General features: G+C 67.0%; 15 protein-coding genes and 1 tRNA gene. 7 read left to right on the top strand and 9 right to left on the bottom strand.

Annotation, left to right across the window (positions count from 1 at the left end; genetic code table 11):
• Positions 1-132: 132 nt before the first annotated feature.
• Positions 133-2,394 (top strand): RNA polymerase sigma factor RpoD, encoded by a 2,262-nt coding sequence (gene rpoD, locus SOM28_RS04430; protein WP_320467362.1) that lies wholly within the window; start codon positions 133-135, stop codon positions 2,392-2,394.
• Between the two features lie 116 nt (positions 2,395-2,510).
• A tRNA-Ile gene (locus SOM28_RS04425) sits at positions 2,511-2,589 on the top strand.
• 99 nt (positions 2,590-2,688) lie between these two features.
• Here the strand turns inward: SOM28_RS04425 and SOM28_RS04420 are convergent.
• Complete coding sequence (locus tag SOM28_RS04420; protein WP_320467361.1) at positions 2,689-3,555, bottom strand: SAM-dependent methyltransferase; 867 nt, start codon at positions 3,553-3,555, stop codon at positions 2,689-2,691.
• Between the two features lie 235 nt (positions 3,556-3,790).
• Between SOM28_RS04420 and SOM28_RS04415 the strand changes: the two genes are divergently transcribed.
• Both SOM28_RS04415 and SOM28_RS04410 read left to right on the top strand, forming a co-directional pair.
• Positions 3,791-4,786, top strand: coding sequence for an alpha/beta fold hydrolase (locus tag SOM28_RS04415; protein ID WP_123069722.1), 996 nt, complete (start codon positions 3,791-3,793; stop codon positions 4,784-4,786).
• A 79-nt stretch (positions 4,787-4,865) separates the two neighbouring features.
• Positions 4,866-5,477, top strand: a complete 612-nt coding sequence (locus tag SOM28_RS04410; protein ID WP_123069718.1) for a hypothetical protein — start codon at positions 4,866-4,868, stop codon at positions 5,475-5,477.
• 50 nt (positions 5,478-5,527) lie between these two features.
• Here SOM28_RS04410 and SOM28_RS04405 read toward each other — a convergent pair whose 3' ends face one another.
• The 3 genes from SOM28_RS04405 to SOM28_RS04395 all read right to left on the bottom strand — a co-directional run bounded on the left by SOM28_RS04405 (position 5,528) and on the right by SOM28_RS04395 (position 10,148).
• Positions 5,528-6,691: an HAF repeat-containing protein gene (locus SOM28_RS04405; protein WP_123069717.1), complete on the bottom strand. Its 1,164-nt coding sequence runs from the start codon at positions 6,689-6,691 to the stop codon at positions 5,528-5,530.
• 49 nt (positions 6,692-6,740) lie between these two features.
• Positions 6,741-7,874, bottom strand: a complete 1,134-nt coding sequence (locus SOM28_RS04400) for an HAF repeat-containing protein (RefSeq protein ID WP_320467360.1) — start codon at positions 7,872-7,874, stop codon at positions 6,741-6,743.
• A 243-nt stretch (positions 7,875-8,117) separates the two neighbouring features.
• Complete coding sequence (locus SOM28_RS04395) at positions 8,118-10,148, bottom strand: chemotaxis protein CheB (protein WP_148044002.1); 2,031 nt, start codon at positions 10,146-10,148, stop codon at positions 8,118-8,120.
• Between the two features lie 251 nt (positions 10,149-10,399).
• Between SOM28_RS04395 and SOM28_RS04390 the strand changes: the two genes are divergently transcribed.
• The gene (locus SOM28_RS04390) at positions 10,400-14,512 is read left to right on the top strand and encodes a CheR family methyltransferase (protein WP_320467359.1); all 4,113 of its coding nucleotides are present in this window, start codon (positions 10,400-10,402) and stop codon (positions 14,510-14,512) included.
• 167 nt (positions 14,513-14,679) lie between these two features.
• Here the strand turns inward: SOM28_RS04390 and SOM28_RS04385 are convergent, their stop codons facing one another.
• The gene (locus tag SOM28_RS04385) at positions 14,680-15,642 is read right to left on the bottom strand and encodes a ribonuclease Z (RefSeq protein ID WP_320467358.1); all 963 of its coding nucleotides are present in this window, start codon (positions 15,640-15,642) and stop codon (positions 14,680-14,682) included.
• Positions 15,643-15,791: 149 nt separating this feature from the next.
• Between SOM28_RS04385 and SOM28_RS04380 the strand changes: the two genes are divergently transcribed.
• Positions 15,792-16,211: a hypothetical protein gene (locus tag SOM28_RS04380; RefSeq protein ID WP_320467357.1), complete on the top strand. Its 420-nt coding sequence runs from the start codon at positions 15,792-15,794 to the stop codon at positions 16,209-16,211.
• Between the two features lie 21 nt (positions 16,212-16,232).
• Here SOM28_RS04380 and SOM28_RS04375 read toward each other — a convergent pair whose 3' ends face one another.
• The 3 genes from SOM28_RS04375 to SOM28_RS04365 are packed head-to-tail and all read right to left on the bottom strand — an operon-like array spanning position 16,233 to position 18,045.
• Positions 16,233-17,147 carry an NAD(P)/FAD-dependent oxidoreductase gene (locus SOM28_RS04375; RefSeq protein WP_414675163.1) on the bottom strand — a complete coding sequence of 305 codons (915 nt, stop codon included), beginning with the start codon at positions 17,145-17,147 and terminating at the stop codon, positions 16,233-16,235.
• Positions 17,134-17,598, bottom strand: coding sequence for an Rrf2 family transcriptional regulator (locus SOM28_RS04370; protein WP_320467355.1), 465 nt, complete (start codon positions 17,596-17,598; stop codon positions 17,134-17,136). Before SOM28_RS04370 ends, SOM28_RS04375 begins: the two co-directional genes overlap by 14 nt.
• 42 nt (positions 17,599-17,640) lie before the next feature.
• Complete coding sequence (locus SOM28_RS04365) at positions 17,641-18,045, bottom strand: YbaN family protein (protein ID WP_320467354.1); 405 nt, start codon at positions 18,043-18,045, stop codon at positions 17,641-17,643.
• 257 nt (positions 18,046-18,302) lie between these two features.
• Between SOM28_RS04365 and SOM28_RS04360 the strand changes: the two genes are divergently transcribed.
• Positions 18,303-20,225, top strand: coding sequence for a sensor domain-containing diguanylate cyclase (locus SOM28_RS04360; protein WP_320467353.1), 1,923 nt, complete (start codon positions 18,303-18,305; stop codon positions 20,223-20,225).
• A gap of 131 nt (positions 20,226-20,356) precedes the next feature.
• Here SOM28_RS04360 and SOM28_RS04355 read toward each other — a convergent pair whose 3' ends face one another.
• Entirely contained in the window at positions 20,357-22,690 is a 2,334-nt protein-coding gene (locus SOM28_RS04355) for a CHASE domain-containing protein (protein ID WP_320467352.1), read from the bottom strand.
• Positions 22,691-22,712: the final 22 nt, after the last annotated feature.

The raw sequence follows: 22,712 nt of genomic DNA, 5'->3' as shown, positions 1-22,712 counted from the left end.
TTTTCGGTTCAATTGGACGCGTGGTGTTTCAGTTAGCGAGGCCCATGGATTTGTGCCTGCAGGATGATGTAAGGTAACAAAACTTTATTTTTAACCATCGTAAAGTTAGTCGTTGTGACATCGAAAGCGCCTGTGCCAACCAAGAAACCCGAAACCAACGTGGCCGCGAAATCCACGAGAGCGTCTGCCGCCAAGGCGGACAATTCGCAAGACAAGGCCGAGGTTCGTACGGCGAACCCAGCGCCTGTCAGTCAGACGACCGATGCGGCCACCCTGGCCGCGATCGATACGTCGGGCTACGTCCTGCCTTCCGTCAAGGTACCGGGACGCCGTGGTCGCAAGCCGAAGGAATTTACCCCCGAAAACGACGAGATCGCGGCACTGAACGCGGTCGAGCGCGCCGAGCTGAAAGCGGCGGACAAGGCCAAGGCCAAGGACCGCAAAGCCAAAGAAAAAGCGCTGCTGAAAGATGCGTTCTCGTCGGATACCGAGGCCAGCGAGGAAGAACTCGAGCTGCGCCGCAACAAGCTCAAGGCCCTGATCAAGTCGGGCAAGGAGCGCGGCTTCCTCACGTATTCCGAGATCAACGACCATCTGCCCGAGAATATCGTCGATCCGGAAGCGATCGAAGGCATCATCGGCACCTTCAACGACATGGGCATTGCCGTCTACGAGCATGCACCCGATGCCGAGACGCTGCTGCTGTCCGATAATGTTCCTAACGCCACGAGCGACGACGAAGCCGAGGCTGCCGCCGAGGCCGCGCTGTCGACGGTCGACTCCGACTTCGGCCGCACCACCGACCCGGTCCGCATGTATATGCGCGAGATGGGCTCGGTCGAGCTGCTGACGCGCGAAGGCGAGATCGAGATCGCGAAACGCATCGAGGACGGCCTGAAGGACATGATCCAGGCGATCTCCGCCTGCCCGGTGACCATCGCCGAGATCATCGACGCCGCCAACAAGATCGAGCGCGACGAGATCAAGATCGACGAGATCGTCGACGGCATGGTCGACCCGCAAGGAGGCGAAGATACGTCGCCGACGGCGGTCGCCCCGACCTCGACCGACTCCGACGACGACGAGGAAGACGAAGAGGACGCCGAGGAAGAGGAAGAGGAAGAAGAAGCCTCGACCGGCACCGGCGCCGCTGCGGGCTACTCGGCCGAGCAGCTCGAAGCGCTCAAGCAGGCCGCCCTCGGCAGGTTCGACGAGATCGGCCAGCAATTCGACAAGATGCGCAAGGCCTTCGAGAAGGACGGCTATAACTCGAAAGCCTACGTCAAGGCACAAGAAGCGATCTCGAGCGAGCTGCTGGGCATCCGCTTCACGGCCAAGGTGGTCGAGAAGCTGTGCGACACCTTGCGCGGCCAGGTCGACGAAGTGCGCCACATCGAGAAGCAGATCCTCGACGTCGCGGTGAATCGCTGCGGCATGCCGCGCGCCCACTTCATCAAGGTCTTCCCGGGCAATGAAACGAACCTGGACTGGGTCGACGGTGAAGTCAACGCCGGCCACGCCTATAGCGCCATCCTGGGCCGCAACATCCCGACGATCAAGGAACTGCAGCAACGCCTGATCGACCTGCAAGCACGCGTCGTACTGCCGCTGCCAGACCTGCGCAACATCAACCGTCAAATGGCGGCTGGTGAAATGAAGGCCCGCAAGGCCAAGCGCGAAATGACCGAGGCTAACTTGCGTCTGGTGATTTCGATCGCCAAGAAGTACACCAACCGCGGCCTGCAATTCCTCGACCTGATCCAGGAAGGCAATATCGGCCTGATGAAGGCGGTGGACAAGTTCGAATATCGTCGCGGCTATAAATTCTCGACGTATGCGACGTGGTGGATTCGCCAGGCGATCACCCGCTCGATCGCGGACCAGGCGCGCACGATCCGTATTCCGGTGCACATGATCGAAACGATCAACAAGATGAACCGGATCTCGCGCCAGATCTTGCAAGAGACGGGCGCCGAACCGGATCCGGCGACGCTCGCGATCAAGATGGAAATGCCGGAAGATAAGATTCGCAAGATCATGAAGATTGCAAAAGAGCCAATCTCCATGGAAACGCCGATCGGTGACGACGACGATTCGCATCTGGGCGATTTTATCGAGGACAACAACACACTGGCGCCGTCGGACGCGGCCCTGCACGCCTCGATGCGCGGCGTGGTCAAGGACGTGCTCGACTCGCTGACGCCACGCGAAGCCAAGGTGCTACGCATGCGCTTCGGCATCGAGATGTCGACCGACCACACGCTGGAAGAAGTGGGCAAGCAGTTCGACGTGACGCGCGAGCGGATTCGCCAGATCGAGGCGAAGGCGCTGCGTAAACTCCGTCACCCATCGCGTTCGGACAAGTTGAAGAGCTTCCTCGAGGGCAGCAGCTGATTGTTGTTGCAGGCTTGACGTACCAGCAGTAAAGGCAATATGCTCTCGCCACTTCGCTCATCTGGTGTTCAGCCGGTGAGCAGGTGGCGAGTTCTACTTCTACCGTTCCAGTTTCTGGGCCTCTAGCTCATGCTTGGTTAGAGCAGCGGACTCATAATCCGTTGGTGCCGTGTTCGACTCACGGGAGGCCTACCAAACAAAACAAGGCTTACGCGAATTTCCCGCGTAAGCCTTTTGTGTTTCCGGACCAGTTCCGGTCTCGTAAAGGCGTCAGCCTCGATTCGCTGCGCAGGTTCAGGCAAGCCTGCCCATGACGAAGGTCGCTATCGGCCCCACATCTACCTCGATATCGACATACCCGCGCTCACGAAGCAGCGCTTCGAGTTGCGCGGCTTGCGTGACTTCGCCCCCGCTACGCAGCGTGCGCAACGACGACATCACCGCCATGAACGGGTCGTCCGGACTGGTATACAGCGGCGCAATCAGCCAGCCCCCGCTGCGCGAAGCAGCCGCGATCCGGTCGATCGCCTGTTCGAGCACCGGCAGTGTCATGAACATCGTCGGAAGCCATGCCAGCGTATAGCGCGGCCCGGGATCGAGCGCGGTTACGTCTAGACGGCGCAACTGGATGCGCCCGGCATGTGCGCTGGCGGCCAGGTTCTCGGCGGCGAGACGCAATGCGGGTTCCCAGATGTCGATTGCGTCGATATCGAGGTCAGGACATGTCTGCGCGGCCCGCAGCGCGACGCCGCCGACGCCGGTGCCGACATCGAGAAACACGCCATCCAGCGCCGCCTGCAAGGACGGCCGTGTGCTGGCAAGGCCCAGTATGCGGTCGAATGCATTGCTGGAGGAACGCCCCATCGCCTGGAGATGGTTGCGGTCTTCGATCTTCCACTGGGCTGTGCGATCGGGTTCCCTGAACAGTTCGCCGCTTTCCACGAACGCCATCTCGATCTCGACGAGCAGCGGCGCGATCTGTGTGTCGTCGAGGTCCCCGGCGGCTTCGCCCAGGGCCAGTCGCAGCCCCTCCCTGATGTGCTCATGGATGGCGACATTGGCGCCCGCGCCGGAACGCAGCTTGAGCGCTGCGCCGATCACCGCAAGCATCCGCGCGGCGCGAGCAAGTTCGTGGATGCGGTTAGAAATGGCTGCTGACACGTAAAACTCCCTGGATCGCGTTGAGACTACAAAGGCATGGAACATCACAACCAGATACGCAGGCATGCCACGGCCGGATGCGCCATGCGACGCCATTGCTGAAGACGTAACAGTCAATTGCGTCGGGCGCCGATTCTCCTACCAGCCCGGCCGCGCCACACTGTTAGCGTTACCTGCCACGGGTGACTGTCAGCGCCGCTCCATTCACAAGCAATGAACCTGAAAGAGGATGATCATGACCGCTCTCCGTTTCCATCGCGTGGGCCTTGCGCTCACCGCCTGCGCGACGCTGTTTGCCGCGCTGATCCTGCCCGCCTACGGCGCCGCGCCGGCTCCTGCAAAACCGGCGTCACAGGCCGCCGCCACCGTCAGCTACCACAAGGTCGACGTCGACGGCGTCAAGGTTTTCTACCGCGAAGCCGGCCCGAAGAACGCCCCGGCCATCCTGCTGCTGCATGGCTTCCCGACCTCGTCCCACATGTTCCGCGAGCTGATCCCGAAGCTGTCCGACCGCTACCGCGTGATCGCGCCCGACTTTCCCGGCTACGGCCAGAGCGACCAGCCGCCGATGGACCGCTACACCTACAGCTTCGACAACCTGGCTGCCACCATCGACAAGTTCACCACGAAGGTTGGCCTGACCCGCTACGCCATGTACGTGATGGACTATGGCGCGCCGATCGGCTATCGGCTGGCGGCAGCCCATCCCGAGCGGATCAGCGCCATCGTGGTCCAGAACGGCAACGCCTATGACGAGGGGCTGGACAACCCGTTCTGGGTGCCGGCCAAGGCCTACTGGAAGGATAAGAGCGAAGCCAACGCGGCCAAGCTGCGGCCCCTGTTCGAATTCGACGCCACGCGCTGGCAGTATTCCGAAGGCTATCGCGACCCGGCCGGCCACGTCAGTCCCGATTCCGCCGTGATCGACCAGGCCTATATGGACCGCCCCGGCAACAAGGCGATCCAGCTCGAGATGTTCTACAGCTACGGCACCAACCCGCCGCTGTATCCGGGCTGGCAGGCGTATTTCCGCAAGCACCAGCCGCCGATGCTGATCGTCTGGGGCAAGAACGACAAGATCTTCCCGGCGGAAGGGGCCGCCCCCTATCTGCGCGACCTGCCCAAGGCCGAGCTGCACCTGTTTGACACCGGCCACTTCGCATTGGAAGAAGACGGCGAGCAGATCGCACGCCTGATGCGCGACTTCCTCGGTCGCCAGGTCACGCGCTGAGCGGGCGCGCCCGGGGCGGGCGGCCGGCCGCGATCATGCATAATGGCGGCCATCGACCACCCGTCCCAAGAAGGCGCGCATGACCGGCAACGCCAGAGCAGAGCAGCAAATCACCGTCAACGACATCGAGGTCGGCATGCGCGTCTACGAAGCGCTGGCGCACCACGCAAGGTCGGGGCAGGGCGCGCCGATCGGCTACAAGGACTTGCTGACCCTGGCGCGCTCGCTGCATCCGAAGGACGCGGTGCTCGGCCGGGCGGTCCCGATCGGCATCGGCATGAAGCTGCGCTTCGTCGACGCTTTCTGCGCCGCCAATGCCTATCCAAGGCTGTCGAGTCTCGCGGTCGACCAGGAGAGCATGCAGCCGGCCAAGGGATACGACGGCGATTGGGAAGCAGACCGGCGCGCCGCCGCCGCATTCGACTGGTCGGGCGCCGATGCGCAACTGCCGGCGTTCTCCAGCGCCAAGCGGGCCGCCGTGCCGGCGCGCCTGAAGCCGCGCAAGGAGCGCCCGGCCGACGTCTCCTGGTATGCCTATTTCTGCTCGCACCGCAAGGAGTGCGAGTGGATCGGGCAGGAAGACAAGCACGAGATCATCAACCTGATCATGGCGGGCCTGGATCCGGAAACCGCGCTCGGGCGGGTCAAGGCGGCCAGGGCCGACGCCGCCGGACCTACCGAAGCGGCATGAATTACTGGGCCACGGGTTCGGCCACCTCTTTGGGTCGATAAGAGGGACACCTACTGCGCCATCGGCCGCACCACCTCGCGTTCCTGCGCCTGCGCCTCGGCCTTGGCCAGCGCCGCCTCCAGCGCCGGCGGCGCCGGGAAGGCCAGCAGCTCGGCCTGGGCCTCGGGCTCCAGCGCCGGCGCCGCGTCGACGTGCGGACGGATCAGGTCAAGGCGCACCGCGTAGCGCACGCCGTTGCGGCTGGCGACGGCTGCGATCTGGCCGGCGTCATTGATGGCGACCGGGTTGCTGATATCCCAGCCCGCTGCCGGATCGATCAGCGCGTTGAGGCTCTCCATGCGCTTGCCGCGCCAGATGAAACCCGACAGGTGGTTGCTGGTGCCGACGATGTGGCCGCGGTTGTTGATGCCGCGGCCAGCGCTGAACTTGTACTCGGTAGCGGGGCGGGTATCGAGCATGATCATGCGCCCTTGGCTGTACAGGAAGGCGGAGCTGTCGCGCGGCCCGACGGGCAGGTAGGCCTCGCCGGTGATCTGGCCGCGGTCGTTGACCGCATGTCCCGTATTGGGCGTCGAACCCAGGTCGCCCAGGTCGCGGATCACGCCGTTCTTCCAGACGAAGGCGCGGTATCCCGGCTCCGGCGTATTGAAGCGCCCGGACCGGCCGGTGATCTGGTTGCGGTTGTTGAGCGCGGCGGGAACGGTTTCCGGCGCGCCGCTGCCTTCCCAGGCAATTGCGCCCAGGTGGGTGAAGGCGCCGTTCGGCTCGCGCAGGTAGCCGCGTATCTCGCCGGTTTCGGGGATGGCGCCGGCCGCAGTGGTGTAGCCGGCATCGTTGATGCCGGTGTAGGTCGTGAACTTGCCGGGAATCCCGGCGATGTCGCGCGCCTTGCCGCAGGTATAGATGAAGCCGCGCTGGCGCCCGTCGGCGCTGCGCCAGTTGCCGATCACTTCGCCCCGGTCGTTGATGCCGGTGGCCGAGCTCCACACGCCTGTCAGGACGCCCAGGTCGACCAGGCCCTTGCCGCGGTTGAGGAAGGCGCGCCGCAGGTCGCCGCCCGCGGGATAGTCGCCGACCACCACGCCGGCATTGTTGATGCCATGGACCCAGCTGTTGGCCGGGCCGACCACCGCCACCCGGTACTCGGGATAGGCGAGGGCGCTGCCTGCCACCGTGAACGACAGCAGGACCAGCGACAGGTGCCGCATGTACATGACGATCTCCTGATGGATGGGACTGGCGGCGCGGCGGGCGCCGCGCCGCTCATTGCGCGACTGCCTGCACGGCTTCGCGCTCTTGCGCCTCGGCCTCGGCCCGCGCCAGCGCCGCTGCGGTCGCCGGCAGGGGCGCGATCGCCGCCAGCTCGGCCGCCGCGTCAGGGGCCTGCACCGGCGCCCACAGGGCGTGTGGCCGGATCAGGTCGAGCCTGATCGCATATTGCACGCCTTTGCGCACCGCGGTGGCGGCGATCTGGCCGGCGTCGTTGATGGCCTGGGGCGCCGTGATGTTCCAGCCCAGTCCGGGGGCAACCAGCGTATTCAGGCTCTGCATCTTTCGGCCGCGCCAGACGAAGCCTTGCAGGGTGTCGCTGTAGCCGACGATATGGCCGTGGTTGTTGATGCCGACCCCTTCGCTGTACTTGAGCTCGGCGCCGCCGAGGTCATCGATGCTTGCCAGGCTTCCGTTGCTGTACAAATAGGCCACGCGGTCGTGCGGGCCGCCGGTATTGACCGCGGCAAAGCCCGTGGCCTGGCCGCGGTCGTTGATCGCGTTGGCGCTGTTGGGCGTCAATCCCAGGTCGCCCAGGTCGCGCAGCTTGCCCTTGGTCCAGATGACGGCGCGGTAGGGCTGCTCAGGGAATACCAGCGGCCCCGACTTGCCGGCGACCTGGTTGAGGTTGTTGAGCGCAAAGACGTCGGTGATTGGGTGCGCGACCGGCAGGTGGCCGATGCTGCGCACGCTGCCGTTCGGTGCGCGCAGGTAGCCGCTCGGGTCGCCGTCGGCGTAGCCGGTGGCGATGGTGTAGCCGGCATTGTTGAGGTCGCGGTAGATGGAGCCGCCGCCGATCACGCCGATATCGCGCTGCCTGCCGCGGGAATAGATGAAGCCGCGGTAGCCGCCGTCGGCGGCGAGCCAGTTGCCGAGCACCTCGCCCTTGTCGTTGACGGCCACCGCGCCGCTCGCGCTGCCCAGCGCGCCCAGCTTGACCAGGCCCTTGCCGCGGTTGATGAAGGCATGGGTGGTGCCGCCCACGGAATAGCTGCCGGCCACGGCGCCGGCCAGGTTGATGTCGGCGGCGCTGCTGCCGGGCGGGCCGACGATGGTCACACGGTATTCGGGGTAGGCCGTGGCGGCGGTGGCCAGCCCGATCGCCGAGCAGAACAGGGCCAGGGCCATACAATTTCTCATCCACATGGTGATCTCCTTGATGAACCGGCGCTTGCGCTGAGGGCCTCGGTCCGTCGATCAAGTTACGCCGTCGCTTTACCCTGCATTTGGCGCAGCTCAAACGAAACCGACTGCCGCTGGCGGTGCATGCCGAATCGGTCGGCACGCATCCGGAATGGATTATTGAAAGCAATGGGATGGCAGGCAGTTGACGCAATCGCTTGCGTCCCGTAACGCCGGTGGGGGCCGGCGTCAGTGCGGGTGCTCGCCGATATCGACGCCGATCGCCACCCATTTGCGGATGCTGCCATCCACATTCAGCAGCGGGGCCGCCCGCAGCCGGGTGTGGCGCCAGCCGCCGTGCGCGGCGCGCATCCGGCACCGGGTCTCGAGGATGGCGCCGCGCGCCAGCGCTGCCTGCCACGCCTGCAGCGCCGCCGCGCGGTCGTCGGGATGGACGGCGTCGAGCCAGGCCGGATCCGGATGCGCGCCATCGCTTTCCCATACCTGACCGGCCAGCCCGTCGAGCAGGCTGCGCAGGCGCGCCTCGCTGTCGTGCAGCGCGTTTTCGGCGCAGCGCCAGCTGGTGATGTCGAAGAAGGTCATCACGGCGCCTTCGATCCGGTCGGTCGTGGTGCGGTAGGGATGGACGCGCACGATGTAGACCCGGCCGTCGCCGGCGCGCACCTCGCGCTCCATCGGCTGCAAGGTGTCGAACACGGTGGCCGCCTCGTCGGCCAGCTGCGGACGGTCCAGGCGGTTGGTGATGTGCCGCAGCGGGCGCCCGGCGTCGCCGGGCCGCACATTGAAGAAATCGGCGATGCGCGGCGTGAAGCGCAGGATGCGCATCGCGCGGTCGAGGAAAATGGTGGCCACGCCGGACGAGGCCACCAGGTTGGTCAGGTCGTCATGGGCGCGGTCGGCTACTTCGGCGCGGTGCTGCAGCGCCAGGTTATCCAGCGCCAGGGCCAGGTTGCGGCTGTACAGTTCTTCGCGGCTACCCTCCAGCTCGGTGATCGTGCTGCGCAGGTGCGCGGCCAGGGTGTGCATCTCTACCCCCTCGGTGCGCATCCCGTCGCTGCTCAGCTCCGCCTGCTCTAGCGTGTCGAGCAACTGCCTGCGCGTGGTGCGCAGTTCCTGTTCCAGCTGGAACAGCAGCATGCTGTCATGCGGAGGTACCGTGGCCGGGAGCGCAGGCGGGCTGTCGCTCATTTCCATGAACTGAACCAGCATCAATCCGGGCCCCGCGTACCGGTCGTGGAAGGGCAGCACCAGCATGTCGACCACCTGGAGCTTGCCGTCTTGCTCGAAGCGCACCGGACCGGTCGAACTGCGCTGGCCGCTGCTGCGCGCCTGGAACAGCGCCACGCGCAGGGCCAGCCGCAGCGGAGGCAGCACCAGCGCGGACAGTTCGAACGTGGGTTCGCCGCCGGTCTGGCGCAGGAAGCGCGTGGCGCGCTGCGCGACGTGCACGATGCCGCCCCCAGCATCGAGCAGGATGCTGGGAATGGCCAGCTCGGCGATTTTTTGCAGGTGGATATCGGCGAACGAGAACAGCGGCGCGCGTCCGGCGCCCGATGCGAAGGCGGGAATGGCGTGGGACGCTGGCGGCGCCGGTTCCGGCGCCCGGGCGGCATGCACGCCCGCGCCACCGTCCTGCGCCGGGCCCGGCCGGGCCGCATCCGCGCGATCGCGCAGTTCGACCAGCTTGCCCGGCATGTCGGCGGCGGCCAGTATGAATCCGGCTACCCCTGCATCGATCGCGGCGCGCGGCATGCTGTCGAACTCCGCCTCGGACGGCGCCTGCACCAGGGTGGCGCCGCCGGCGTCCCTGATGCTGGCCAGGCCGGCGGCGCCGTCGGAACCCATGCCGGACAGGACGATGGCGATGGCCTGCTCCCGTTGCGCCAGCGCCAGGCTGCGCAGGAACATGTCGATCGCGATCGGCGCGCCGCCGACACGCACCAGGTCATCGAGCAGGAGCTGGCCGTCGTGCATGGCCAGGCAGCGGCCGGGCGGGATGACGTAGACCGTTCCCGGCGCGATGGTAATCGTGTGGGTGACCTGCACCACCGGCATGGCGGTGGCGCGCTGCAGCACCCGGTCCGCCACACTGTGTTCGTTCGGCGCCAGGTGCAGGACGACCACCAGCGCCATGCCCGGATCGGCGGGCATGGCTCCCAGCAGGGCGGTCAATGCAGGAAAGCCGCCGGCCGAGGCGCCGATGCCGACGACCGGAAACGGAACCTGCGCGCTTGCTGCGCAGGCGATTGCAGGCGACAAGACGTACTCCTGTTCATTCGGGGGCAGTGCGGCATGCAAGCCGGGAAGAGCGCCAGTATATCGCCGACGGCGCGGGATGTTACGCGTCGTGCATGTGCAAGGTGTGGAAAAATATTAAATCATTGCTTGCGAAACAAAAAAACTTGGTTTTTTTTCACATTTAGAGCACAGTTCCATCCTATTCGTCTAGACTCGCAGTCAATCCAATGATCGAGCTAACGATGTCCGACACTGCTTTCATGACAAACGTCATGCCTACCGAACCTGACGTCGTCCCCAGCACGCTGCCTTTCCCCGTGATCGGCATCGGCGCTTCCGCTGGCGGCCTGCCGGCCCTGCAGCGGCTGTTCGAAGGCATGCCTGCGTCGCACGAGCTGGCGTTCGTCGTCGTGCTCCACCTGTCGCCAAAGCACCCGAGCTCGGCCGATGCCATCTTGCAGCGCACCACCCGCATGCCGGTGGTCCAGGTCACCTCGCGTGTCAAGATCGAACCCGGCCACGTGTATGTGATCGCCCCCAATCTGCACCTGACCATGTCGGACGGCATGCTGATCGTCGAGGAACTGCAGCGTCCACGCGGCCAGCACGTGGCCATCGACCTGTTCTTCCGCACCCTGGCCCAGGTGCACCGCGAACGCGCAATCGCGGTGGTGCTCTCCGGCACCGGCACCGATGGTGCGGTCGGCATCAGCCGGATCAAGGAGCAGGGCGGCGTGACCATCGTGCAGTCGTTGGCCGACGCCGAGCACGAAGGCATGCCCGGCGCCGCGATCCGTACCGGCGCCGTCGACTTCATCCTGCCGGTCACCGATATTCCGCAAAAGCTGATCGACCTGTGGGATAACGCCAAGCGCATCCAGCTGCCGATCCCCGGCAGTCCCGAGGCAGTGACGGAGCATGCGCCATTGCTGCCCGAGCAGGAAGCCGAGAGCGAGGCCGCCCTGCATGAGGTGATCGGATCGCTGCTGATGCGTACCGGCCACGATTTCCGCCACTACAAGCGCGCCACCGTGCTGCGCCGGATCGAGCGCCGCATGCAGGTGAAACAGTCGCCGACCCTGCCCGCCTATCGCGACCTGCTGCTTCACGACGCCACGGAGAACAAGGCCTTGCTCGACGATATGCTCATTGGCGTCACCAACTTCTTCCGCGACCGCGAAGCGTTCGAATCGCTCGAGCGCGACATCATTCCCGAGCTGTTCAAGGACCGCGGCGCCGCCGATGAAGTGCGGGCCTGGGTCGCGGCCTGCTCCACCGGCGAGGAAGCCTACTCGCTGGCAATGCTGATGGCCGAGCAGGCGGCGCTGATGGAAAAGCCCCCGGTCTTCCAGGTATTTGCCTCCGATATCGACGAAGAAGCGATCCACACCGCGCGCAGCGGCAACTATCCGGGGTCGATCATCACCGACGTGGCGCCGACCCGCCTGCGCCATTATTTCAAGCGCGAAGACGAGCGCTACCAGATTCGCAAGACCCTGCGCGACCGCATCCTGTTTGCCTCGCACAACCTGCTGCGCGATCCGCCTTTCTCGCGCCTCGACCTGATCTCGTGCCGCAACCTGCTGATCTACCTCAACCGCGACATGCAGGTGCGCGTGTTACAGACCTTCCATTTCGCGCTCAGGCCAGGCGGCTACCTGTTCCTGGGCTCGTCCGAGTCGGCCGAGTCGGTGGCCGAGTATTTCATTCCGGTCGATAAGAAGAATCGCATCTACCGAGCCCGTACCGACGGGCGCCAGGTGCATCACGACAATCCGTCGTCGGCCCTGTACGGCGTGCGCCTGCCCGAGATCAGCCGGCCCAAGCCGCCCGGCAAGCGCACCGCCACCTATGCCGAAATGCATCACCGCGCGCTGGCGCAGCTGGCGCCGCCCTCGGTGGTGATCGACCGCGACGGCAACCTGGTGCACGTGGCCGAACAAGCCGGCAAATACCTGCGGATGGCGGCTGGCGAACCGTCGCGCAGCCTGCTGGCGCTGGTGCTGCCCGGACTGCGCATGGAGTTGCGCTCGGCCATTTACCAGGTGGCCCAGAACGGCGGCAGCATCGCCTGCCAGCCGGTCGACCTGAGCGAAGGCCCGTCGCTGGGGACGGTCGCCGTGACGGTGAGCGCCTACCGCGACGAGGAGGCCGAGGCCGACTACCTGCTGGTGCTGTTCAGGCGCATGGAAGAGCAAGCCGGCGCGGTGGCGGCGCCGCGCCAGAACGGCGGCCATGACGTGGTGCTGTCGCAGCTCGAGGCCGAGCTGCAGCGCAAGCGCGAGCAGCTGCAAGAGACGATCGAGTATTCCGAGATCTCCACCGAAGAGCTGCGCGCGTCCAACGAAGAACTGCAGGCTATCAACGAAGAGCTGCGCTCGGCCACCGAGGAACTGGAAACCAGCAAGGAAGAGCTGCAGTCGGTCAATGAAGAGCTGGTGACGGTCAATTACGAGCTCAAGGTCAAGGTCGAGGAGACCGGCAAGGCCAACGACGACCTGAACAACCTGATCGCGTCGACTGACATCGCCACCATCTTTGTCGACAGCGGCCTGCGCATCAAGCGCTTCACGCCGCGCGCGGCCGACCTGTTCTCGATCATCGCGACCGATGTCGGCCGCTCGCTGCTCGACCTGACCCACAAGCTCGATTACGACCAGCTGGCCGAGGACGTCAGCGCGACCTTCGAGACCCTGCGCCCGGTCGAGCGCGAAGTGCGCAGCCACGAGGGGCGCTGCTACATCGTGCGCCTGCTGCCGTATCGCACCAACGAAGACCGCATCGAAGGCGCGGTGATGACCTACTTCGACATCACGGCGCGCCGCCAGGCCGAGGAGCAGGCGCGCGCCAGCGAGGCGCGCATGCGGATGGTGGCCGAAAGCGCCAGGGACTACGCCATCGTCACGCTCGACGAAGAAGGCCGCGTCACCAGCTGGAACAAGGGCGCCGAGACGCTGTTCGGCTATACCGCCGACGAAATGCACGGGCGTGCGCTCGATCCGCTGTTCGTGCCCGAGGACGTGGCGGCCGGCGTGCCCCAGGACGAGCTGCGCCGCGCCCTCGAGGACGGCCGCGCCGAGGATGAGCGCTGGCACCTGCGCAAGGATGGCAGCCGCTTCTATTGCAGCGGCGTCACCACCCCGCTGCGCAACGGCGACTTCTATGGCTACGCCAAGATCGCGCGCGACGAGACGGCGCGCGAGCGCCAGGGCAAGGAACGCGAACAGGCCCTCAACCACGAACAGTCGGTGCGCTGCGATGCCGAGAGCGCGGCCGCGCTCAAGGACGAATTCCTGGCGGTGATGTCGCACGAGCTGCGCCATCCGCTCAACATGATCCACATTAACGTCGAATTACTCTCGCGCATGCCCGAACTGCGCCAGTCGCAGAAATTCATGCGCGCCGCATCGATCATCCGCAGCTCGGTCATGAGCCAGGCCAAGATCATCGACGACCTGATGGACATGTCGCGGGTGCGCACCGGCAAGCTGACGCTGACCATGGCCCCGGTCGTGCTCGACGTGATGCTGCAAGACCTGGTCGAGGCGGCGCGCAACGATCCGGCGGCCGGCGGCATCCAGATCATGTTTTCCGGCGGCGCCGACGGCTTGCCGGTGCTGGCCGATGTGGTGCGCATCGAACAGGTGGTGATGAACCTGCTCAGCAACGCCATCAAGTTCACCCCGAGCGGCGGGAGCATCGAGGTCCACCTGGCGCACGAGGCAGAGTCGGTGCGGATCGACGTGCGTGACTCCGGCCAGGGCATTGCGCCATCCTTCCTGCCGCATGTATTCGATATGTATGGCCAGAGCATGGCCGTGACGACGCGCTCCAAGGGCGGCCTGGGAATCGGTTTGGCGCTGGTGCGCGAGATCGTGGCCCTGCATGGCGGCCGGGTCGAGGCCAGCTCGGAGGGCGTGGGCAAGGGCGCATGTTTTTCGGTGTGGCTGCCGCTGTTCGACAGCAAGGCGCTGCCCGGCGGCGGCGGCGATGGCGGCGCGGAAGACCTGTGCGGCCTGCGCATCCTGGTGGTCGACGACATGGAAGACATGCTGATGGTGTTCAAGTCGCTGCTCGAGATGAGCGGCGCCGTCGTGTTCGAGGCCACCAGCGCCCGGGCCGGCATGGACATCCTCGCGCAGCACGACGTCGATCTGTTGATCTCGGATATCTCCATGCCCGAGATCGACGGCTACGAGTTCCTGCGCATGGTGCGCGCCGTGCCGAAGCTGGCGAACCTGCCGGCGATCGCGATCACCGGCATGCGGCGCGATGCCGACATCGCGCGCGCGCGGGCGGCGGGCTTCTCGGCCCACCTCGGCAAGCCGATGTCGGTCGAGCGCCTCAATGCGGTAGTGCGCGACCTGCTGCCGCGCAAGACCTGAGACCGGCGCCTGTCGCCGACCGCGTGCCTGGCCCCAGCTTGGATGGATGGCGTCAGCAAGTCGAGCAATAGCGTGGGCCGAGCATGCCGCTCGGCCAGCAAACGCAGTTTGCCGATTGACCAGTAACCATCTGGGTGGAGCAGCAGGGTTGTTCGGGCGCCATGAATCTATTCGACCGCCAGCCGCAGCTCGCCGGTGCGATCGAGCACGTAGTGATCGAGGTCGCGCGCCAGCAGCAGGCGGCCGCCATACTGGGCGCGCGCTTCGTCCGCGAGCAGCGACAGCGGCAGCGGGCCGCCGTCCTGGTAGCGTGGGCTGAAATGGGTCAGCACCAGGTTGCGCACGCCGGCCCCTTCGGCGAAATGCGCGATCCGCATCGCCGAACTGTGCTGCGGCCCGGGCCCGATCTTCTGCAGCACTTCCTCGGTATAGGTCGCCTCGTGCACCAGCACGTCGGCGCCCTGCGCGCTGGTGGCCAGCAGGGCCGGGCTGTCGTTGTCGCCCGCGACCACGATGCGGCGCGCGCGCCGCGGCGGCAGCAGGTAATCGAGGGCCTTGATGGCGCGGCCATCTGGCAGGACCACGTCGCGGCCGTGCTGGATCTCGCCCCACAGCGCCGACGATGGGACCGCGTCGGCCCGCAGTTTCCCGGTGTCGATCCGGCGCTCGACCGCGGCCTCGGCGAAGCCGTAGGCCCAGCACGGGATGCGGTGCGACAGCGCGGTGGCGTCGACCGCCAGCTCAGGCAGCAGCGGGCCGGCAGCCAGGTCGTCGGGTGTGAACCAGACGAGCGGGAAGGGCAGGCTCAATTCGCTGGCCTGCATGATGCATTCGATCATGGCGCGCAGCGGCGGCGGGCCGACGATCGTCAACGGATCGCTGCGGCCCAGCAGGCCGGCGCTGGCCAGCAGGCCGGGCAGGCCGTAGCAGTGGTCTCCGTGCATATGGGTGATGAACACGGCGCGCAGGCTCATCACCGAGAGCGGCGTGCGCAGGATGCGGTGCTGGGTGCCTTCGGCGCAGTCGACCAGCACCCACGCGCGCGCGCCGCGCAGGCGCAGCGCCAGGCTGGACATATTGCGTTGCCGGGTCGGCGTGCCGGCCGACGTGCCGAGGAAGATGAGTTCCATGACGTATTCTCGTGGTGTGACGGCCTCCATTATCCGGCAACGCGGTCCTGGCCGTCGCGCAGCCAGAACTTGGGGTGGGCCACGGTGTCATACGAAACGGGAACGCCGCCAACCGGCCGGCCATGCCCGACTCGACGAAGGAGAACGACATGCGCAAGAACGCCATTGCCACCGCGTCCGCGGCGGCTGTTGTCGCATTGCTGGGTGCAGCGCCGCCTGCTTTCGCTGCGCCGGTATTGCAAGAGATGCAGGTGCCCGTTGCCGGCATCAGCTGTTCGCGCATCGGGCCGCCACCGCAGCGGGTGACGCCCGACGCCGAAGTGCTCGAGTCGATCGACGGCGTCTACCGGCTGTCCAACGGCCAGAAGCTCGGGATTGCGGCCGGTGACCAGCAGGTGGTGGCCGACTTCGGCCGCTGGCACCAGATCCCGCTGGTGGCGACCACGCCAGAGCGCTTCGAATCGCGCGACGGCCTGGTGTGGGTGCGCTACGAGGCCGACGAAGCCACCGAACGGATCGTGGTCAGCTATCCGGCCGACGCGCGCGGCCACTATGTCGACGCCTGCTGACGCCGGCCGAAAGGGCCAGGCCTAGTGCTGCGGCGCCAGGCCGAACAGCAGCGAGCGGTGGGCGCCGACGCCGGCCATCGCGCCATCGGCCACGGCGAGCGCCACCGAGTTGGCGGCGCGCATGGCGTCGCCGCCGGCGAACACGCCCGGCACCGTGGTCTGGCGGGCCTCGTCGGTGCGGATGCGAGGGCCCAGCGGTCCTTGGTCGAAGGCGCAGCCGAGGTCCCCGGCGACCGGGCTGGCCATGTGCACGCGGCCAAAGGTAAACAGGCCGGCCATCGCTTCCCGCCGGCCGTCGGCCAGCACCACGGTGGCGTGGTCGGCAAGCCGCGCGACCGGGGTCTCGTCCACCTGCACACCGCGTTCGGCGAGGTCGGCCCGTTGCGCTTCGTCGAGCGGGCACACGCCGTTGGTGAACAGGGTCACCTGGCCCCAGTGCGGCAGCATTTGCGCCTGGTGCACCGACAGCGGGCCGCTCGCCAGCACGCCGATGCGGCCTTCGTCCAGTTCATAGCCGTGGCAGTAGGGACAGTGGAACACGCTATTGCCCCAGCGTTCGGCCAGGCCCTCGATCGGCGGCAGTTCGTCGCGTACGCCGGTGGCCAGCACCAGGCGCCGGCCGCGCACGCCCGGCCTTGGCTCCCCATCGAGGCAGACCAGGAAGCCATCCCCGTCCGCACGTACCGCCGTCGCCAGCCCGTCATGCCAGGCCACGTTCGGATAGGCGGCGACGTTGGCGCGGCCTTCGCGCGCGATGGCTTCGGCCGGCTGGCCATCGCGGGTCAGGAAGCCATGCGAGTCGCTGGCGAAGCGGTTGCGGCGCTGGCCGCCATCGATCACCAGCACCTTGCGGCGCGCCCGCGCCAGTTGCAGGGCGGCCGACAGGCCGGCATAGCTGCCGCCGATGACGATGGCGTCGTATTCATCCAGGGGCATGTTCATGCTCGGGTCTCCTGTGCGGATGGTTGTCGTAACGAAGATTGAAATCGCGCGACAGGTCGGCCAGCGTCACGTCGCCGAGGCGTCTCACCAGCAGCGCCTCGGCTTCCTGGAAGGCGTCCGCGAGCGAGGCGTTGACCACCTGCTCGACCAGGCATGCGCTGTGCTCGTTGCGGTTGCCCATTGCGAACACGGTGGGCGCGCCGACCGCGTCGTAGACGTCGCGCAGGGTCACCGTGGCCAGGTCGCAGGTGACGGTCCAGCCGCCGCCGTGGCCGCGCTCGGAACTGATGTAGCCGCGCTCGCGCAGCCCGGCCAGCACGCGCCGCACCAGCACCGGATTGGTGTCGAGCATGCCGGCCATCTGCTCCGAGGTCATCGGGCGCTCGCTGTGGGCCAGGTGCAGCAGCACGTGGAGGACGGAAGAAAGTTTGCTGTCGCGTTTCATGTAACTAATAATAGTACAAAATCGGCGGCGACATGAAATTTTCTAACGTCCGGCCTGGGATTCCTCGTCGGGCTCGGCGTTCGGCGGCAACTTGAGCGTCGGCAGATACCACCACATATACGTGCTCACGCAGGCGCCGATCGCGATCATCGAGATCAGGATCGCGATGCTGTCGAAATGGCGCGTCGACCACGCCATCGAGCCCCACAGCATCACGGTGGCGACGATCTTGCCCTTGAGCGGAATGCCGTGACCGGCTTCGAAATTGGCGAGGTATTTGCCGAACACGGGATGGGCCAGCAGCCAGCGGTGCAGGCGAACGGAGCCGCGCGCGAAGCAGGCCGAGGCCAGCAGAAGGAAGGGCGTGGTCGGCAACAGCGGCAGGAAGATGCCGAGGATGCCCAGCAGGACGGCCAGCACCCCGACAACGTTATAGAACAGTTTCATGCCGCCACTCTAGCATCCGGCGCCACGGGGTGTCATGTTTGCACTATTGCCGATCTGATTATGCAAAAAGGAAACAGTCGGGAATATCAATATGCAACTTTAAGTTCCGTTTTGCAACTTAAGGGCGCTAACTCGGTATAATGGCCGGCTCGACGACGGGCGCGTCTGTTCGGCAGTGGCAGGAATCGTTCTACGCCCGGCCTCCCTTTCCGCCTGCTGTCCGATTGCCGTCCGGCTCGCGCCGGCCACCGTCTTCCATGCCTTATTCCACATCGTCCAATCCCATCGTGGCCATGTTCGGCGGCTATTTTCGCCGGCGCGTGCTGCGCCAGCTCGCGCTCTACCTGGCGCTGATGCTGGCCGTCGTGTGGGGCGGCGTGGCGGTGGAGCAGGCGCGCTTCGCGACCCTGGCCGAGAGCGGCGCCCAGGCCAATGTGAGGAACCTGTCGCGCGCCTTTTCCGAAGAAGTCAAGGCGACCGTCGCCCTGGTCGACCTGTCTCTGATCCAGTTGCGCGGCACCTGGCAGCGCGACCCCGCCAACTTCGCGCGCAGCGTGGCCGAGCATGCGCGCCACCTGCGGGTGCCGATGCACATCACCGTCACCGATCCCGAGGGCCGCCTGCTGTACACCGACGCCGCGGTCGGCGGCGTCACGGCGCCGCAAGGCCTGGCGCTGGGCGACCTGCGCCAGTTCGCGGTCCACCGCGAGCGCGGCGGCGACCGGCTCTACGTCAGCCGTCCCGAGCGCAACCGTCTCTCGCAGCAGTGGGTGGTGCAGTTTACGCGCCCGATTCGCGCCGCCGATGGCCGCCTGGCCGGCGTGATCGCGGTGGCGATCCGGCCGGAATACTTCCTGCGCTTCTACGACAGCATCGACCTCGGCCCGGACGCCATCGTGAGCCTGATGCGCCTGGACGCCACCGTGATCGCGCGCAGTTCGCGCGCGGACGGCAACCGCCATATGGGCGCAGTGATTCCCGATGCGCCGCAGACGCGCGACACCGGCGCCAGCGGCGCCTTCCGCAAGGCGAGCAGACTGGATGATATCGAGCGCTTCTACGCCTGGCGCAAGCTGCCCGAATACGGCCTGGTGGTCACGGTGGGCCAGGCGGTGACGGACGCCGAGGCGCGCTTTGCCCAGCAGCGCGCGGTGATGCACAGCACCGGCCTGGTGGTGTCGCTGGTGCTGGCCGTGCTGGGCTGGGCCGCGATCGGCGCGGCCGACCGCCGCCGGCGTGCGCTCAAGGCCCTGGCCGCGGCCGAGGCGCGCTGGAAGCTGGCCCTGAACGCGGCCGGCGACGGGGTATGGGATTGCGACGTCACGACGGGAATCGCAACGCTGTCGCCGAGCGCCCAGCGCATTCTCGACAGCGAGCATCCCACGGTGTCCTGGTTCGGCGACCAGGGCCTGGCCGAGCTGGTACACCCGGACGAACTGGAAACGGTGCGCGCGGCCCTGCGCGCCCACGTCGATGGCCTCACTGCGGACTATGCGATGGAACACCGGCTGCGCACGCGCGACGGGCTCTGGCGCTGGATCGAGGCGCGCGGCGCCGTCACCGAGCGGGGCGAGCGCGGCGAGCCATTGCGCATGGTGGGCACCTTCTCGAACATCGACGCGAGAAAGCAGGAAGAGCAGCGCATGCGGCGCATGGCGCACGAGGATGCGCTCACCGGCCTGCCCAACCGCGTGCTGCTGCACGACCGCATGCGCCAGGCCATCCTGGCCGCGGACCGCGAAGGGCACAAGGTCGGCCTGGTCTATTTTGACCTGGACAACTTCAAGCCGGTCAACGACACCCATGGCCACGCGGTGGGAGACCGCCTGCTGCGCATGGTGGCCGAGCGGGTGCGCGCGGCACTGCGCGAATCGGACACGCTGGCGCGGGTCGGCGGCGACGAATTCGCGGTGCTGCTGCCGCGCTGCCAGCAACCCCAGGACGCCGAGCGGGTGGCGGCCACCATCCTGGCGCGGCTGGAACAGCCGTTCGAGGATGGCGAGCGCACCCTGCGCATCTCGGGCAGCCTCGGTTACGCGCTGTATCCCGATTGCGGCGCCGGCGACGGCGACGCCGCGGCGGCCGAAGCGCTGCTGCATTGCGCCGACCTGGCGATGTACGACGCCAAGGCGCATGGCCGCAACCGCATCTCGGGGAGCTATCGCACGCGGGTCGGATGACCGTACGGTGGTAGGGTGGACGGCTTGCCGTCCACGCGGTGATAGCCATCGGCTCCGATTTCGCGCCGAATGAACTGGCCGCCAACCATCACCGCGTGGACGGCGGAGCCGACTCGGCGTCCCCGTCCCCCCTACGAATGAAGTTTCGTAGACTCCAGCACCACCTTCGTCGTGTGGCGCGGCAGGTAGATCGTCACCGTGGTGCCGGCGCCAGGCGTGCTCTCGAGCCGGATCTGGCCGCCGCTCTGGCGCACGAAGCCGTGCGCCATCGACAACCCGAGCCCCGTGCCCTTGCCCTCTGGCTTGGTAGTGAAGAAGGGTTCGAAGGCGTGTTCCATCACCTCGGGCGGCATGCCGTGGCCGTTGTCGGCGACCGTGATCATCACGTAGTCGCCGGGCGCCGGTTCGCCTTCGAGCTGGCTGGCGCCGGCGGCAACCGTCAGGTTGGCCAGCCGCAGCGCGATGCGCCCGTTGCCTTCCATCGCGTCGCGCGCATTGATCACCAGGTTCAACAGCACGTGTTCGAGCTGGTTCGGATCGACCAGCGTTGGCCAAAGGTTTTCTGCGGCACTGCGTTCCAGCACGATGTCGTCGCCGACGGCGCGCTGCAGCAGGCTGTCGCTGCGCTCGAGCAGCTGGGCCACGTCGACCACGCTCGGATGCAGCGGTTGGCGGCGGGCGAAGGCGAGCAGCTGGCCGGCCAGCTTCGATCCGCGCTCCACCGCGTCGAGCACATTGTGCAGGCGCTTGCGGCTGGGCGGGCCCTCGGCGCGCAGCATCAGCTGCACGTTGGCGCTGATGATGTGCAGGATGTTGTTGAAGTCGTGCGCCACGCCGCCGGTAAGCTTGCCGACCGCTTCCAGCTTCTGGGCCCGGGCCAGCGCCTGGCGCGCCTCATCCAGGCGCTGCTGGCGCTGCAGCTCGCGCGCCTCGGCCTCGCGGCGCGGCGTGATGTCGCGCACGAACACGGTGGCGCCCGCGCCGTCGCCCGGCGGCAGCAGGGCCACCGCCAGCTCCACCGGCACCTTCTGGCCGCTGGCGTGCAGCACTTCGGTCTCGGTCGGTTCGCCCGCCATGGGGCCGGCGCCGCCGCGCGCGAAGGCGTCGAACGTGGTGCGGAAGGCGGCCCGCCTTTCCTCCGGCAGCAGCAGCTCGGCCGGGCTGCCGATGGCCTGCGCGGCGTCGAGGCCGAAGATGCGCGTGGCCTGCGCATTCCAGTCGGTGATGCGGCCCTGGCGGTCGATGGCGACGAAGCCGTCATGGGCGGTCTCGAGGATCGTCTTGAAGCGGCGCTCGTCGGCCGCGATGCGGTCGTGCGATTCGCGCAGTTCGAGCGTCATCGTCTGCGCCAGTTGCAGCGCGCGGCGGCGCGAACCGGCCAGCAGCCACACCACCAGGCTGACCAGGACTCCCAGCACGACCCCGGTGGCGGCCACCATCTGCGGGCGATCCTGGTCGAGCGTGGCCTCGAGGCTGGCGCTGGAGGCCATCCGCACGGTCCAGGTGCGGCCGGCCATCTCCATGCGGGTGGCGGTGGAAAAGCGTGGCACCCCGGCGCGGTCGGCTCCGGGCGAGCGGTACAGCAGCGCATCAGGCGCCATGTGGTCGCCGTCATAGATCTCGACGTCGAGCTGGGGCGCCGCGATACCGCCCACGCCGCGCATCAGGTCCTTCATGCGAAACGGCGAGTAGATCCAGCCCAGCAGCGCCGTGCGGCGCTGCTCGACGGTGTCGACGTCGCGCCCGCTGCGGTACACCGGCAGGTACATCAGGAAGCCCGCATCGAGGCTGGCGCCGCCTTCCTGCACCAGCACCACCTTGCCGCTCAGCGCAGCCTGGCCGCTGTCGCGCGCCGCCGCCATCGCCGCGCGCCGCACCGGTTCGCTGTACATGTCGTAGCCGAAGGCGCGCAGGTTGCGCGCGTTGAACGGTTCGATGTGCGAGATTGCCGTCTGCGGCTGGCCACCATCGGCCGGGTGCACGCGGTAATTGGGGAAGCCCTCGGCGCGCACCTTGTCTTCGTGGGCGGCGAGCGCACCGGGCGGGATCAGGGTGGCGACCGCCAGCGCCTCGAGGCCGGGGAAGGACTGGTCCAGGCGCAGCACCTCGTAGTACTCGGCGAATTCGGCGCGGCTCAGGTCGACCGAGCCGCGCAGGTAGCCGCGCGCGCCGCGCAGCACCTGTTCGTAGACCAGCAGGCGGCGTCCGATCGCGTAACCCATGTCGCGGGTGCGGTAGTCGAAGGCTTCATGCAGCTGGGCCTCGGCACTGCGCTGGGCGCTGGACCAGGCGCCGAAGGTCACCAGCAGGGTCAGCACGAACACCAGCAGCGCCATCAGGAGTGGCGCGTGGCCGGCAACGGAGGCCGACATCGGAGCTGGGGGGCGGTTGGCGGTCTGCTGCATGTCCTTGTGCGTGGCAGCCGGGGCGGCGGGGTTGATCGGATTGACCGGACTACGTAGCATACGCATCCTTGGATTGACGGGG

It is taken from the genome of Massilia sp. CFBP9026 (assembly GCF_034045165.1).
Classification (GTDB): domain Bacteria; phylum Pseudomonadota; class Gammaproteobacteria; order Burkholderiales; family Burkholderiaceae_D; genus Telluria; species Telluria arenae.
This window is presented reverse-complemented; position numbering and strand designations above follow the sequence as displayed.